Here is a 13,841-nt window from a genome sequence, read left to right as displayed (position 1 = left end):
GTTGGCGCAGCAACCGGAACCCGCCGCTCACCACGGCGGGTTCTTTCTTTCAGGCCAGCGCGTAACCGAACTGCTGGCGGAACTGGTCGGCGAACTGGGCGTAGTCGAAGCGCTGGTTCTGCGGGCCGAGGTGTTCGATCTTGATCGCGCCCATCAGCGAGGCGACGCGGCCGGCGGTGGCCATGTCCATGCCGTTCATCAGGCCGAAGATCAGGCCGGCGCGGTAGGCGTCGCCGCAGCCGGTGGGGTCGACCACGCGGTGCGCGGTTGCTGCCGGGATCTGCAGGATGCCGGCTTGGCTGTGCACCTCGGAACCCTTGGGTCCGCGAGTGATGATGTAGGCCTGCACCCGCGACGCGATGTCGCGCTCGCTCCAGCCGGTGCGTTCCTGAAGCAGGCTCGACTCGTAGTCGTTGACGGTGACGTAGGTCGCCTGCTCGATCATCTGCGCCAGCTCCTTGCCGTTGAACAGCGGCATGGCCTGGCCCGGGTCGAAGATGAAGGGGATGCCGAGTTCGGCGAACTCTCTCGAGTTCTGCAACATCGCTTCGTAGCCGTCGGGTCCGACGATGCCGAATTCGACGCCGGGCACGTCGCGCACGTGGTTCTCGTAGGAACGCATCATCGCGCCGGGATGGAAGGCGGTGATCTGGTTGTCGTCGAGGTCGGTGGTGATGAAGGCCTGGGCCGTGTACAGGTCCTCGATCTCCTTGACGCGAGCGAGCGTGATGCCGCAGCCGTCGAAGTGCTCGCGATAGGCGGCGAAGTCCTGGCCGACGGTGGCCATCGGGATCGGGTCGCCGCCGAGCAGCTTCAGGTTGTAGGCGATGTTGCCGGCGCAGCCGCCGAACTCGCGGCGCATGCGCGGCACCAGGAAGGAAACATTGAGGATATGCACCTTGTCCGGCAGGATGTGGTTCTTGAACTGGTCCGGAAACACCATGATGGTGTCGTAGGCGAGGGAACCGCAGATCAGTGCCGACATGGGGGGGGTCCTTGGATTTCGGGGGCGCGAGTCTAGCGGCTCGCGTCCAATCGTTCGCGCAACAGCGCGTTGACCTGGGCCGGGTTGGCCTGGCCGCGGGTTGCCTTCATCGCCTGGCCGATCAGGAACTGGAACAGCTTGGCGTCGCCGGCACGGTATTTCGCGACCTGTTCGGGAAATTGCGCGAGCAGCGCATCGAGCATGCTGCCGATGGCGCCGCTGTCGCTGATCTGGCGCAGGCCGCGGGCGTCGATGATCGCGTCGGCAGAACCTTCTCCGGCCCACATCGCGGCGAATACGTCCTTGGCGATCTTGCCGCTGATGCTGCCGTCGATGATGCGGGCGAGCAGCGCGGCGAGATCGGTGGCGCTGATGCGTGAGGCGGTAATGTCGGTCTGCGCTTCGTTCAGGGCGGCGGCGAGTTCGCCGTTGATCCAGTTCGCGACCAGCTTGGCCTGGCCCGGAGCCGCGGCGAGCGCGGCTTCGAAGTAGTCGGACGTGGTGCGGTCCTCGATGAGCTTGTCGGCGTCGTAGGGCGTCAGGCCCAGTGTGTCGAGGTAGCGCGCGCGGCGCGCTTCCGGCAATTCCGGCAGTGCCGAACGCAGAGCCTCAAGCGCGGCGGGCGAGATGCGGATCGGCGGCAGGTCGGGGTCCGGGAAATAGCGATAGTCCTCGGCGTCTTCCTTGCTGCGCATGCTCCGTGTCTTGTTCGCGGCGGCGTCGTAGAGGCGCGTTTGCTGGACGATGCGCTCGCCGTTCTCGAGCGCGCGGATCTGGCGTTCGATCTCGTAGTCGATCGCCTTCTCGACGAAGCGAAAGGAGTTGACGTTCTTGATCTCGCAGCGCGTGCCTAGCGGCGTGCCGGGTCGATGTACCGACACGTTGGCATCGCAGCGGAACGAGCCTTCCTGCAAGTTGCCGTCGCAGATGCCGAGCCACCGCACCAGCCGATGCACGGCCTTCATGTAGGCCACCGCTTCCGCGGCGGAGTGCAACACCGGCTCCGACACCACTTCGATCAAGGGCGTGCCGGCGCGATTCAGATCGATACCGGAGGCGGCATGGAAGGCGTCGTGCAGCGACTTGCCGGCGTCCTCTTCCAGGTGCGCGCGGGTCAGCTGCACGCGGATTTCGCGGCCATCGTCGAGGCGTGCGAGCACGTTGCCGCCGGAGACGATCGGTCGTTCGTACTGCGAAATCTGGTAGCCCTTGGGCGAATCCGGGTAGAAGTAGTTCTTGCGCGCGAAGATCGACTCCGCCGCGACCTCGGCGCCGACCGCGAGCCCGAAGCGCGCGGCCTTGCGGATGGCCTCGGCATTCGGTACCGGCAGTGTGCCCGGGAGCGCGGCATCGACGAAGCTGGTCTGCGTGTTGGGCTCGGCCCCGTACGCGGTGGATGCGCCCGAGAAAAGCTTGCTCTGCGTGTTGAGCTGCACGTGGATTTCGAGGCCGATCACTGCCTGCCAGGTGCTCATCGCACGGCTCCCGGCGCCAGCGCCAGATGCCAGTCGCTGCGGGACTGCAGCGCGTGGCCGGCGGCAAACAGGCGCGCCTCCTCGAAGGCAGGCCCGATCAGCTGCAGTCCTGCGGGCAAGCCATCAATGAAGCCTGCGGGTAGCGACACGGCCGGCAAGCCGGCGAGGTTCACCGCGACGGTGTTGATGTCGGCGGCGTACATCGCCAGCGGGTCGGCGGTCTTCTCGCCGAGTCGGAAGGCGACATCGGGCGTGGTCGGGCCGGCGATCAGATCAACCTCGGCGAATGCTCGCGCGAAGTCGTTGGCGATCAGCCGCCGCACCTGCTGCGCGCGCCGGTAGTAGGCGTCGTAGTAGCCCGAGGACAGCACGTAGGTGCCGGTGAGGATGCGGCGCTTGACCTCGGTGCCGAAGCCCTCGGCGCGCGAGCGGCCATACAAGTCGCGCAGGCCCTTGGCGTTTTCGGCGCGATGGCCGTAGCGCACGCCGTCGTAGCGCGACAGGTTGCTCGACGCCTCGGCCGGCGCGATCACGTAGTAGGCGGGGATCGACAGCGGCAGGCTGGGCAGGTCGATATCGACCAGCACCGCGCCGGCGGCTTCGATCGTGCGCAGCGCGGCGTGCACGGTCGCCTGCATCGCATCGCGTACGCCGGCGCCGAACAGCGGTCGGGCGACCCCGATGCGCAGGCCGCGCACACCGCGGTCGAGCGCGGCGCGATAGTCCTCGACCGGTCGTTCGACCGAGGTTGCATCGCGCGTGTCATGGCCGGCCATGACCTGCAGCACCTCGGCGCAATCCGCTGCCGAGCGCGCCAGTACCCCGGCCTGGTCGAGGCTGGACGCATAGGCGACCATGCCGTAGCGCGAAACGCGGCCATAGCTCGGCTTGAATCCGGTGATGCCACAGAACGCTGCGGGCTGGCGCACCGAGCCGCCGGTGTCGGACCCGGTGGCGAAGGCGACGACGTTGGCCGCAACCAGTGCCGCCGAACCACCCGAGGAACCGCCGGGCACCCGCGTCGGGTCCCAGGGATTGCGCACGGGGCCGAAGGCGCTGTTCTCGTTCGACGAGCCCATCGCGAACTCGTCCATGTTGGCCTTGCCGATCGTCACCGCGCCGGCGCTGGCCAGGCGATCGACGATGGTGGCGTCGTAGGGCGGCACGAAATCGGCCAGCATCTTCGAGCCGCAAGTGGTGCGCAGGCCGCGTGTGCAAAACAGGTCCTTGTGCACGAACGGAATGCCGGACAGCGGCGAATCGGCGGCGGCCACGGAGCGGCGCGCGCCATCGGCATCCAGGCTGATCAGCGCGTTCAAGGGCTGCACCGCCTGGGCTGCGGCCAACGCCTGCTCGACGCGGTCGCGCGTGCTCGCGCCGGCGGCGCGCAACGATGCCAGGGTGAGCGCGCTCATTCGATCACCTTCGGCACCAGGAACAGCCCGCTTTGCATCAACGGCGCGATGCGCTCGAGCTCGGCGCTGCAATCGGTCTCGTCGACGCGGTCGGGTCGCAGGCTGGCAGCCAGATCGTGCGGATGCGCCATCGGCGCCAGCGTGTCCACCGCCGCGTCCTGCAGTTGCGCGACGAGGCCGAGCAGGGCGTCCAGATCCTGCGCCAGTCGCTGCTCCTCCGCGAGCGGCAGATCGAGTCGGGCAAGATGGGCGAGATGGTGCAATTGAGCGGTTTCGATGGCCATGGGCTGCTTCGCGACAAGACCGCCATTTTGCAGAGGAATCGCCTTGTCCCACAAGCGTGCGCGCGTTAGAGTCCCGCGCCTTCTGCGATGCTGGCGCGCCTGCCGCGCCCGCAGACATCGCAGCCACACCCCCAATTCTGGATTCGCGCCATGTTCAAGAGCCTGCGCGGCATCTTCTCGAACGATCTGTCGATCGATCTCGGTACCGCAAACACCCTCGTTTACACCCGCGGCCAGGGCATCGTCCTGAACGAGCCCTCGGTCGTCGCCATCCGCCAGGACCGCGGTCCAGGCGGCCCGCGCGCAGTGGCGGCGGTCGGCTGGGAGGCCAAGCGCATGCTCGGCCGTACCCCAGGCAACATCGTCACCATCCGGCCGATGAAGGACGGCGTCATTGCCGACTTCACCATGGCCGAGCAGATGCTGCAGCAGTTCATCAAGAAGGTGCACAAGTCGCGCTTCCTGCGGCCGAGCCCGCGCGTGCTGATCTGCGTGCCCTACGGTTCGACCCAGGTCGAGCGCCGCGCGATCAAGGAGTCGGCCGAGAACGCCGGCGCGCGCGATGTGTACCTGATCGAGGAGCCGATGGCGGCCGCGATCGGCGCCGGCATTCCGGTGCACGAGGCGCGCGGCTCGATGGTGGTCGATATCGGCGGCGGCACTTCCGAAGTCGCGGTGATCTCGCTGAACGGCATCGTCTACGCTGCCTCGGTGCGCATCGGTGGCGACAAGTTCGACGAAGCGATCATCAACTACGTGCGCCGCAACCACGGCACCCTGATCGGCGAGTCCACTGCGGAACGCATCAAGATCGAGATCGGCTGCGCCTACCCGCAGTCGGACGTGCGCGAGATCGAAGTCTCCGGCCGCAACCTCGCCGAGGGCGTGCCGCGCATGTTCACGATCAACGCCAACGAAATCCTGGAAGCGCTGCATGAGCCGCTTGCCGGCATCGTCGGCGCGATCCGCGCCGCACTCGAGCAGACCCCGCCGGAACTATGCTCGGACGTGGCCGAGCGTGGCATTGTGCTCACCGGCGGCGGCGCCCTGCTCAAGGACCTTGATCGCCTGATCTCGGAAGAGACCGGTCTCGCCGTGCACGTCGCCGACGATCCGCTGACCTGCGTCGCTCGCGGTGGCGGTCGTGCGCTCGAGCTGATCGACCTGCACGGCAGCGAATTCTTCTCGCCGGAATAGACCAAGGCATCGGGGTCCGCGATGCCGGTCTACAACGCCGAATCCACGCCGCGATTCTCGGAAGGAGCGAGCGGTTCGCTGCGTCTGCTGGCTTATCTTGCGCTGGCCGCTGCCTGCATGGCCACGGATCTGCGCACCGGTGCGTTGCGCGAGTTCCGCGTGCTCGCCCAGACGCTGGTACAACCCTTGCACGCGCTGGCCACGGCACCTCTGCGGCTCGCGCGCGGCGCCCGTGAGGCAACGGCGCAGCGCTCCGGGCTGGTCGCGGAGAATGCCGAGCTGCGCCAGCAGCTGTTGTTCGCACAGGCCAAGCTCGACCGGCTGACGATCGTGCAGGAGCAGAACAACCATCTGCGCGCACTGCTCGATGCGCGCCAGAAGCTGGGTCTGAAGGTGCAACTGGCGGAGCTGATCGATGTCGATCTCGATCCGTACCGGCATCGCGTCCTGATCAACCAGGGCCTGCGTCACGGCGTCTTTGTCGGCGAGGCCGTGATCGATGCCAAGGGGGTCGTCGGCCAGGTGCTGGAGGTCGCCGCCGCGCAGGCGACGGTGATCCTGCTCAGCGACCCCGGCCACGCCGTGCCGGTGCGCGTGCAGCGTACCGGCCTGCGCGTAATCGCGTACGGCACCGGCGATCCAGAGCGCATCGAGCTGCCGCACGTGCCGTTCAGCGCCGACATCAAGGCCGGCGACCTGCTGGTCACCTCGGGCATCGGCGGACGCTTTCCGCCCGGGCTGCCGGTCGCGACCGTGTACGAAGTGCTGAGCGACGATTCGGCCACCTTCGCCGTCGCCCAGGCGCGAGCGCTGGCGGGTTCCGTCAGCGCGGGCGAGCTGCTGCTGGTCAGCGACGAGATGCTGGCCTTGACGCCGCTGCCCGCTGCCGCAGCGACGCCGGAACTGGTCGGTCCGCCGGCTGGGCTGATGACTGCTCCCGCGGAAGGAGCGCCACGATGAGCCGCGGTCGCGAATCCTGGTGGTGGGTGCTGCTGAGCGTGCTGCTGGCGTCGCTGCTGACAGTGATCGCGGTGCCCGAGCCGATCCGCGTGCTGCGGCCGTTCTGGCTGGCGCTGATCGTCATCTACTGGACCATCGAGGCGCCCGAGCGCTTCGGCATTGGCTTTGCGTTCGTGCTCGGATTGCTGCAGGACCTGCTGGTCGGAACCTTGCTCGGCGAACACGCATTCCGGCTCGCGATCATCAGCTTCATCGTGCTGCGCTTCCGTTCGCGCCTGCGCTTCTTTCCGATGTGGCAGCAGGCGCTGGCGGTGGCGGCGTTGTTGCTGAACGATCGCATCGTGGTGCTGTTGTTGCGCGCGATCGCTGGCGAGTTCGCGATCGACTGGCGCTACTGGCTGGCGCCGGTGATCGGTGCGGCGCTGTGGCCCTGGGTGTTCCTGCTGCTTGATGACCTGCGCTCGCGCGGGCGACAGCGCGAGTCATGATCGATTTTGGGCCCGGGCGGCGCGCGGTCAAGGACCCGATGCAGGAGGCAAACCTGTTCCGGGGTCGCGCCGCGGCCGGCTTTCTGATCATCGCGGCGTGCCTGCTGGTGCTGGTCGGACGCTATGTCTGGTTGCAGGTGCTGCGCCATGACGAGTTCAGCGGGCGCGCCGACGAAAACCGCATCAAGTTGCGGCCGCTGCCGCCGAGTCGCGGGCTGATCTACGACCGCAACGGCGTGCTGTTGGCCGAGAACATCCTCGACTACCGGCTGGAGCTGGTGCCGGAACAGGTCGGCGACGTCGATGCCACGCTGGAGCAGCTTGGACGGGTGATCGCGATCTCGGCCGACGACCGCGAACAGTTCGAGACCCTGCGCAAGGTCAAGCGCCGCTTCCACAACATTCCGCTGCGCTATGCGCTGGAGGAATCCGAGGTGGCACGCTTTGCGCTTGAGCGCCACCGTTTCCCGGGCGTCGAGGTGGTGCCCTATCTCACCCGCTACTACCCGCAGGGCGCGGACTTCGCGCATGTCGTCGGCTATGTCAGCCGCATCGATAGCGAGGATCGCGAGCGCATGGAGGATGCCCGCTACAGCGCCACCACGCATATCGGCAAGACCGGTATCGAGCGCTACTACGAGAACCAGCTGCTCGGCGATGTCGGTTACGAGCGGGTCGAAACCAATGCCGAGGGACGGGCGCTGCGCGTGCTCGGGCGGGTGCCGTCGAAGCCGGGTCGGCACCTGCACCTGAGTCTGGACGCAAACCTGCAGCGCGCCACCGTCGCTGCATTTGCCGGGCGCGCCGGCGCGGCGGTGGCGATCGACCCGCGCAACGGCGAAGTGCTGGCGATGGTGTCGCAGCCGGCGTTCGATCCAAACCTCTTCGTCAACGGCATCTCGCGTCGCGACTACGCAGCGTTGCTGCATGGCGAACAGCGCCCGCTGTACAACCGCGCCGTGCTCGGCGGTTATGAACCGGGTTCGACGATCAAGCCCTTCATCGGCTTCATGGGCCTGAAGCTCGGCGTGCGTGCGGCGACGGATACGGTGTGGTCGAGCGGTGAGTTCCGTTTGCCTGGACAGGATGCGGTGTGGCGCGACTGGAAGAAGGGCGGGCATGGACGCGTCGATCTGCGCGAGGCTCTGGCGCAGTCGGTCAATACCTATTTTTATGGGCTGGCGGTGGAGGTCGGCATTGATCGCCTGGAGCCGGAGATGCGTGCCTTCGGTTTTGGCGCGCCGACCGGCCTCGACCTCACCCGTGAACCGACCGGCGTGCTGCCTTCGCGCAGCTGGAAGCAGCAGCGATTCGGCAGGACCTGGTATCCCGGCGAGACCGTGATCGCCGGCATCGGCCAGGGCTATTGGGTGGTGACGCCGGTGCAATTGGCGCATGCGCTGGCTACGCTTGCAGCGCGCGGTGCGGCGCAGCGGCCGCATCTGCTGCTGAGCATGCAGAGCGGCATCGATGCGCCGCCCGAGGCGGTTCCGGCGCTGTCGCCGCTGCCGCGGATCGAGGCGCCGGACGCGGTCTGGGATGCGGTGCGCGAAGGCATGGAGGCGGTGATGCACTCGCCCACCGGTACCGCGCGCGCTTTTGGCATCGGCGCGCCCTATCGCATCGCCGGCAAGAGCGGCACCGCACAGCGCGCGCGCCGGCGCGGCAACCAGGAATACAACGAGAACACCACGCCGGAGCACCTGCGCCATCAGGCCTTGTTCGTCGCATTCGCGCCGGCGCAGGCGCCGACGATCGCGGTCGCGGTGGTGGTCGAGCATGGTTCCAGCGGTTCCAAGGCCGCAGCGCCGGTGGCGCGCGCGATCCTCGACGCGGACCTGCTGCAGGCGACACCGGGGCCGGCGCCGTGATCGACTTCGACCTGATGGCCAGGCTCGAACGCGGCCTGGCGCGCTGGCTGAAGCGCCCGCGCGTGGATCTGGCATTGCTCGCGGCACTGCTCGCGGTTGCGGCGACCGGCCTGGTGGTGTTGTACAGCGCCAGCGCCGAGGCGCCAGCGCAGGTGTTCAACCAGGGTCTGCGCCTGGCGCTCGGTTTCGCCGTTCTGTTCGTGTTCGCGCGCATCGCACCGACCGTGTTCCGCACCTGGACGCCCTGGTTTTACGCGTTCACCGTGTTGCTGCTGGTCGCGGTGCTGGTGTTCGGCGAGGGTCGCGGCGCGCATCGTTGGCTGGACCTGCAAGTGGTGCGCTTCCAGCCCTCGGAGTTCGCGAAACTGGCCTTGCCGATGATGGTTGCGTGGTACCTGCATGATCGGCCGTTGCAGCCATCGTGGCGCGATCTGGCGGCGTGCGCGCTGATCCTGGCGGTACCAGCGGCGCTGATCGTGAAGCAGCCCGACCTCGGCACCGCACTGCTGGTGGCCGCGAGCGGGGTGTTCGTGATCTTCCTGGCCGGCATGAGCTGGCGCCGCATCCTGTTCCTCGCCGCCTGCGGCGTCGCCGCGGTGCCGCTGTGGTGGCAGTTCGTTGCGCACGAATACCAACGCAACCGTGTGCGCATGTTCCTCAACCCCGAGGCCGATCCGCTCGGCAATGGCTGGAACATCATCCAGTCGCAGATCGCAGTTGGCTCCGGGGGAGTGTCTGGCAAGGGTTGGCTGGGCTCGACCCAGGCGCGCCTCGACTTCCTGCCCGAACACACCACCGACTTCATCTTCGCGGTGTTTTCGGAGGAGTTCGGCCTGATCGGCGTGGTCGCGATCATCGCCGTCTACCTGTTCATCATCGGTCGTGGGCTGTGGATTGCCGCAGGCGCACGTGACACGTATTCGCGCCTGCTCGCCGGTTCGATCAGCATGACCTTCTTCGTCTACGTCATGGTCAATGGCGGCATGATCGCCGGGCTGATGCCGGTGGTGGGCGTGCCGATGCCGCTGATCAGCTACGGCGGCACCTCGGCGGTCAGCCTGCTGGCCGGCTTCGGCATCCTGATGTCGATTCACGCGCACCGCCTGCGCGGGCGCTAGGCTAGGCGCTTGTTTGCATGGAATCTCGCATGTCTGCACTGTCCCGACTGTTTGCCCTCGTGCTTGCCGGCGCCCTCGCCGGCCCTGCCCCGTTGGCCGCGAAAGATGTCGAAGCCCACCCCGGCGCGAATGCACTGGTGCGCGAACTGCGCCGCGAGACCGCGGCCGACGCGGCCACGGTGAAACGCTGGCGCGTCCTGCTGCGCGAGGCGAAAAAACAGGACAGCATTCTCGCCGCGATCAGCCGACCGGCCGAGCAGACCAAGCCATGGAAGGATTATCGCCCGATCTTCCTGGCCGCCAGACGGCGCGACGATGGCATCGCGTTCTATCGCGAGAACCGCGAATTGCTGGAGCAAGTCGGCCTGGAGACCGGCGTGCCGGCCGAAGTCATCGTCGCGATCATCGGCGTCGAGACCAGCTACGGCCGCATCACCGGCAGCTATCGGGTGATCGACGCGCTGACCACGCTCGCGTTTCACTACCCACCGCGGGCACCGTTCTTCCGTGGCGAGTTGAAGCAACTGCTGCAGCTCGACGGCCGCTTTCCGCAGCCGATCGAACAGATCAAGGGTTCCTACGCCGGGGCCATGGGCTGGGGCCAGTTCATGCCGACCAGCTTCGCGAAGTGGGCGCGCGATGGCGACGGCGACGCCGTCATCGACTTGTGGAGTTCGAAGCCCGACATCATCCATTCGGTGGCCAACTACTTCGTCGCCCATGGCTGGACGCATGCCGCACCGGTGGCCGGGCTCGCGATCGCCGCGCCCGGATCGGTGTCGCCGGAAGTGCGTGCGACCGAGACCATCCACTCGCTTGATGCGCTGGCGCGCGCCGGCTACACCCTGGCCGAGCAGTTCGACGGCGCCACGCCGGCGACCTTGCTGGTGTTGGAAGGCGAGGCGGGTACCGAGCACTGGATCACCTTCCAGAACTTCTACGTGATCTCGCGCTACAACCGCTCGCCGATGTACAGCATGGCGGTCTGGCAGCTGAGCCAGGAGATCGCGCGCGGCGTTGCGGAAGCGCGCTGATGCGACAACTGCTGCTGGTGCCGGTGCTGATGCTGATGCTGATGCTGATGCTGATGCTCGAGGCCTGTGGTCGAGGGCACGTGCGCGATGAGGTTCCGCCCTCGGGTCCTGGGCTCGATGGCGCCCCGACCGGACTGATCGATGTCAGCGGCATCCCCGAGCCGGTGCCGCGCGACGAGCCACGCGCGCGCTATGGCAACCACTCGCCCTACACCGTGCTCGGCCACAGTTATCGGGTGCTGGACAGCGCTGATGGCTATCGCGAGCGCGGCATCGCCTCGTGGTATGGCACCAAGTTCCACGGCAAGCTGACCTCCAGTCGTGAGCCCTACGACATGCTCGCGTTCACCGCTGCGCACAAGACCTTGCCGCTGCCCACGTATGTGCGCGTGACCAATCTCGACAACGGCCAGCGCCTGATCGTGCGCGTGAATGATCGCGGACCGTTTCATGCGGACCGCATCATCGACCTGTCCTATGCCGCCGCGATCCGCCTCGGCATCGCCGCGCGCGGCACTGGCCGGGTCGAAGTCGAGGCGATCGATCCGACGCATGCCGACGCCGTCGACGTGACCCGCCCGCAAACGGCCACGCCGCGCCCGCTCTATGTGCAGGCTGGTTCATTCGCCAGCCGCGATAATGCCCGGCGTCTGCGCGAGCGGCTGGACGAGGCCGGATTCGACGATCTGTTCCTCGATCGCGTGTTGGCTCGCGGCGAGCTGTTCCATCGCGTGCGCATCGGACCGCTCGATTCGGTCGAGGCCGCCGACGCCCTGATCCAGCGCCTTGCCCGCATCGGCGTCCGCGCCGTCGCGACGCAGGTCGAGTAGCCCATCCAATCCTCGAGTGCCGCAGTACCCATGACCGCATCCGTGAAGTCCGTATTCGCCAGCCTGGTTCTTTCCGCCTGCTTCGCCGCCCAAGGTGCGGTGCCCGCCGCGACCCCGCTCAGCCTGCCCGCGAATGCGACCGCGAGCAGCGCCGCGCCGGTGCCGCCACCGCCGAGTGTGAGCGCCAAGCACTACGTGCTGGTCGACTTCCAGACCGGGCGCGTGCTCGCCGAGCAGGGCGGCGACGAGCGCGTGCCGCCGGCTTCGATCACCAAGATCATGACCTCCTACGTCGTTGCCGCCGAACGCAAGGCCGGCAAGATCAAGGACGATGATCTGGTCAGCATCAGCGAGAACGCCTGGCGTCACGGCGGTGCGGTGACCGACGGCTCGACCAGTTTCCTCGAGCTGAACTCGCAGGTGCCGCTCAAGGATCTGTTGATGGGCATGATCATCCAGTCCGGTAACGACGCTTCGATCGCGATCGCCGAGCACGTTGCCGGTTCCGAATCCACCTTCGCCGCGTTGATGAACCAGTACGCGCAGCAACTCGGGCTGAAGAACTCGCATTTCGTCAACGCGCATGGCCTGTTCGACCCCGAGCACTACATGAGCGCGCACGACATCGCGACGCTGTCGCGCGCGCTGATCCGCGACTTCCCCGGGGAGTACGCGCACTACTCGCTCAAGGAATACACCTGGAACCAGCACACCCAGCGCAACCGCAACATCCTGCTGTGGCGCGACCCGAGCGTGGATGGCATCAAGACCGGGCACCTGAGCCAGGCTGGTTATTGCCTGGCGGCTTCGGCCAAGCGCGGCGATACCCGCCTGATCGCGGTGGTGATGAACACCGCCGGCGAAAAGGTGCGCGCTGATGAGGCGCATGCGCTGCTCAACTACGGCTTCCGTTTCTTCGAGACGCACAAGGTGTACGAGGCGATGGCGCCGGTCAGCGAAGTGACCCTGTGGCACGGCGAAGCCGAGAAGGCCAGCCTCGGCCTGGCGCAGCCGGTGCTGGTCACGGTGCCGCGCGGTTCCTACGCGCGCCTGTCGGCGACGATGAAGGTGGCGAAGCCGCTGTCAGCGCCGCTGCACAAGGGCCAGGTCGTCGGCAGTCTGACGCTGGCGCTGGACGGTCAGGCCGTCTACGAGGCGCCGCTGGTGGCGCTTGCGGACTATGCCGAGGGCGGCTTCTTCAAGCGCATGAGCGATTCGGTCTGGTTGTGGTTCGACGATGGCGAATGAGCGATGACCGCAGCGACGGGCGAGCACGGGTTCACCTTTCCGGGCACGCTGGAAGTAAGCGTGATGGGCGCGGCCGACGCCGCGTTGCACGAGATCGTGCCGGAAGTCCTCGCCACCGTCGGTGTGGTCGTGATCGCCGGTTCGCTGCGTTCGCGTGCCTCGAGCGCGGGGCGCTACGTTTCGATCACGGTGGCGTTCCATTGCCCGGATCGCGCCAGCCATGACGCCGTGCACTGCGCGCTGCGCGCCCATCCGGCGGTGAAATGGACGCTGTGAAGCCACTCCCGCTGCACGTGCGGCATCTGGGGCGGCAAGCCTATGAACCGGTCTGGCGTGCGATGCAACGCTTCACCGACGCCCGCGACGGCGCGACCATCGACGAGATCTGGGTGCTGGAACACGATCCGGTGTTCACCCTCGGCCAGGCCGGCAAGTGGGAACACGTGCTGCTGCCCGGCGACATTCCGGTGCTGCCGGTCGATCGTGGCGGCCAGGTCACCTATCACGGCCCCGGCCAGATCGTCGCCTATCCGCTGTTCGACCTGCGCCGGCTCGGCATCGGCGTGCGCGAACTGGTGAACCGCATCGAGCAGTCGATCATCGACACGCTTGCCGGCTACGCCATCGCGGCGCAGCGGCGTGAGGGAGCGCCTGGCGTCTACGTCGGCCAAGCCAAGATCGCTGCGCTTGGCCTGCGCGTGCGTCGCGGCTGTTCCTTCCATGGCCTGGCCTTCAATGTCGCGATGGACCTGGAGCCGTTTGCGCGCATCAATCCCTGTGGCTACCAGGGGTTGGCGGTGACCCAGGTGCTAGACTGCGGCGGCCCCGGCGCACTGCCCGCGGTCGCCGCCGATCTGGTCGATGCGATCTGCGCGCAGTTCGGTTTCGCTGCGACCACGGTCGAACCGCGCCTCCCCGAACCTGCGGACGCCTGAG

At 67.4% G+C, this 13,841-nt stretch carries 14 protein-coding genes; 10 read left to right on the top strand and 4 right to left on the bottom strand.

The genetic code is table 11. The features are described from left to right. Window positions 1-49: 49 nt before the first annotated feature. From IPG63_03175 to gatC, 4 genes are read right to left on the bottom strand one after another with little or no spacing between them, the layout of a single operon-like run. Window positions 50-985: a carbohydrate kinase family protein gene (locus tag IPG63_03175; protein MBK6726257.1), complete on the bottom strand. Its 936-nt coding sequence runs from the start codon at window positions 983-985 to the stop codon at window positions 50-52. Between the two features lie 32 nt (window positions 986-1,017). Further along, window positions 1,018-2,460, bottom strand: coding sequence for an Asp-tRNA(Asn)/Glu-tRNA(Gln) amidotransferase subunit GatB (gene gatB, locus IPG63_03170; GenBank protein MBK6726256.1), 1,443 nt, complete (start codon window positions 2,458-2,460; stop codon window positions 1,018-1,020). Continuing rightward, window positions 2,457-3,875, bottom strand: coding sequence for an Asp-tRNA(Asn)/Glu-tRNA(Gln) amidotransferase subunit GatA (gene gatA, locus IPG63_03165; protein MBK6726255.1), 1,419 nt, complete (start codon window positions 3,873-3,875; stop codon window positions 2,457-2,459). Before gatA ends, gatB begins: the two co-directional genes overlap by 4 nt. Then, window positions 3,872-4,159 carry an Asp-tRNA(Asn)/Glu-tRNA(Gln) amidotransferase subunit GatC gene (gene gatC / locus IPG63_03160; protein ID MBK6726254.1) on the bottom strand — a complete coding sequence of 96 codons (288 nt, stop codon included), beginning with the start codon at window positions 4,157-4,159 and terminating at the stop codon, window positions 3,872-3,874. Before gatC ends, gatA begins: the two co-directional genes overlap by 4 nt. A gap of 150 nt (window positions 4,160-4,309) precedes the next feature. Between gatC and IPG63_03155 the strand changes: the two genes are divergently transcribed. From IPG63_03155 to lipB, 10 genes are read left to right on the top strand one after another with little or no spacing between them, the layout of a single operon-like run. Next, on the top strand, window positions 4,310-5,356 hold the full coding sequence (locus IPG63_03155; GenBank protein ID MBK6726253.1) for a rod shape-determining protein: 1,047 nt from the start codon (window positions 4,310-4,312) through the stop codon (window positions 5,354-5,356). Window positions 5,357-5,377: 21 nt separating this feature from the next. Then, window positions 5,378-6,316 (top strand): rod shape-determining protein MreC, encoded by a 939-nt coding sequence (mreC, locus tag IPG63_03150; GenBank protein ID MBK6726252.1) that lies wholly within the window; start codon window positions 5,378-5,380, stop codon window positions 6,314-6,316. Beyond that, window positions 6,313-6,804: a rod shape-determining protein MreD gene (mreD, locus tag IPG63_03145; protein ID MBK6726251.1), complete on the top strand. Its 492-nt coding sequence runs from the start codon at window positions 6,313-6,315 to the stop codon at window positions 6,802-6,804. The genes mreC and mreD overlap by 4 nt, the downstream gene beginning before the upstream one ends. Continuing rightward, on the top strand, window positions 6,801-8,675 hold the full coding sequence (gene mrdA / locus IPG63_03140) for a penicillin-binding protein 2 (protein MBK6726250.1): 1,875 nt from the start codon (window positions 6,801-6,803) through the stop codon (window positions 8,673-8,675). Before mreD ends, mrdA begins: the two co-directional genes overlap by 4 nt. Continuing rightward, entirely contained in the window at window positions 8,672-9,793 is a 1,122-nt protein-coding gene (rodA, locus tag IPG63_03135) for a rod shape-determining protein RodA (protein ID MBK6726249.1), read from the top strand. Before mrdA ends, rodA begins: the two co-directional genes overlap by 4 nt. Before the next feature lie 29 nt (window positions 9,794-9,822). Beyond that, entirely contained in the window at window positions 9,823-10,827 is a 1,005-nt protein-coding gene (gene mltB, locus IPG63_03130) for a lytic murein transglycosylase B (protein MBK6726248.1), read from the top strand. Continuing rightward, the gene (locus IPG63_03125) at window positions 10,827-11,657 is read left to right on the top strand and encodes a septal ring lytic transglycosylase RlpA family protein (protein ID MBK6726247.1); all 831 of its coding nucleotides are present in this window, start codon (window positions 10,827-10,829) and stop codon (window positions 11,655-11,657) included. Before mltB ends, IPG63_03125 begins: the two co-directional genes overlap by 1 nt. A gap of 30 nt (window positions 11,658-11,687) precedes the next feature. Further along, window positions 11,688-12,905, top strand: a complete 1,218-nt coding sequence (locus IPG63_03120) for a D-alanyl-D-alanine carboxypeptidase (protein MBK6726246.1) — start codon at window positions 11,688-11,690, stop codon at window positions 12,903-12,905. A 3-nt stretch (window positions 12,906-12,908) separates the two neighbouring features. Beyond that, entirely contained in the window at window positions 12,909-13,181 is a 273-nt protein-coding gene (locus tag IPG63_03115; protein ID MBK6726245.1) for a DUF493 family protein, read from the top strand. Further along, window positions 13,169-13,840 (top strand): lipoyl(octanoyl) transferase LipB, encoded by a 672-nt coding sequence (gene lipB / locus IPG63_03110; GenBank protein ID MBK6726244.1) that lies wholly within the window; start codon window positions 13,169-13,171, stop codon window positions 13,838-13,840. The genes IPG63_03115 and lipB overlap by 13 nt, the downstream gene beginning before the upstream one ends. Window position 13,841 lies beyond the last annotated feature (1 nt).

Source organism: Lysobacterales bacterium, assembly GCA_016703225.1.
Taxonomy (GTDB): Bacteria; Pseudomonadota; Gammaproteobacteria; order Xanthomonadales; family Ahniellaceae; genus JADKHK01.
The sequence above is the reverse complement of the archived record's forward strand: the minus strand, read 5'-3'. Positions and strand labels throughout refer to the sequence as shown.

Bases quoted from the DNA above. Each gene is read 5' to 3' on its own strand.
- IPG63_03155 (MBK6726253.1), top strand. From the start codon at position 4,310: ATGTTCAAGAGCCTGCGCGGCATCTTCTCGAACGATCTGTCGATCGAT.
- mltB (MBK6726248.1), top strand. From the start codon at position 9,823: ATGTCTGCACTGTCCCGACTGTTTGCCCTCGTGCTTGCCGGCGCCCTC.
- IPG63_03175 (MBK6726257.1), bottom strand. From the start codon at position 985: ATGTCGGCACTGATCTGCGGTTCCCTCGCCTACGACACCATCATGGTG.
- gatA (MBK6726255.1), bottom strand. From the start codon at position 3,875: ATGAGCGCGCTCACCCTGGCATCGTTGCGCGCCGCCGGCGCGAGCACG.
- IPG63_03120 (MBK6726246.1), top strand. From the start codon at position 11,688: ATGACCGCATCCGTGAAGTCCGTATTCGCCAGCCTGGTTCTTTCCGCC.
- gatB (MBK6726256.1), bottom strand. From the start codon at position 2,460: ATGAGCACCTGGCAGGCAGTGATCGGCCTCGAAATCCACGTGCAGCTC.
- gatC (MBK6726254.1), bottom strand. From the start codon at position 4,159: ATGGCCATCGAAACCGCTCAATTGCACCATCTCGCCCATCTTGCCCGA.
- mreD (MBK6726251.1), top strand. From the start codon at position 6,313: ATGAGCCGCGGTCGCGAATCCTGGTGGTGGGTGCTGCTGAGCGTGCTG.
- mreC (MBK6726252.1), top strand. From the start codon at position 5,378: ATGCCGGTCTACAACGCCGAATCCACGCCGCGATTCTCGGAAGGAGCG.
- IPG63_03115 (MBK6726245.1), top strand. From the start codon at position 12,909: ATGACCGCAGCGACGGGCGAGCACGGGTTCACCTTTCCGGGCACGCTG.
- mrdA (MBK6726250.1), top strand. From the start codon at position 6,801: ATGATCGATTTTGGGCCCGGGCGGCGCGCGGTCAAGGACCCGATGCAG.
- lipB (MBK6726244.1), top strand. From the start codon at position 13,169: ATGGACGCTGTGAAGCCACTCCCGCTGCACGTGCGGCATCTGGGGCGG.
- IPG63_03125 (MBK6726247.1), top strand. From the start codon at position 10,827: ATGCGACAACTGCTGCTGGTGCCGGTGCTGATGCTGATGCTGATGCTG.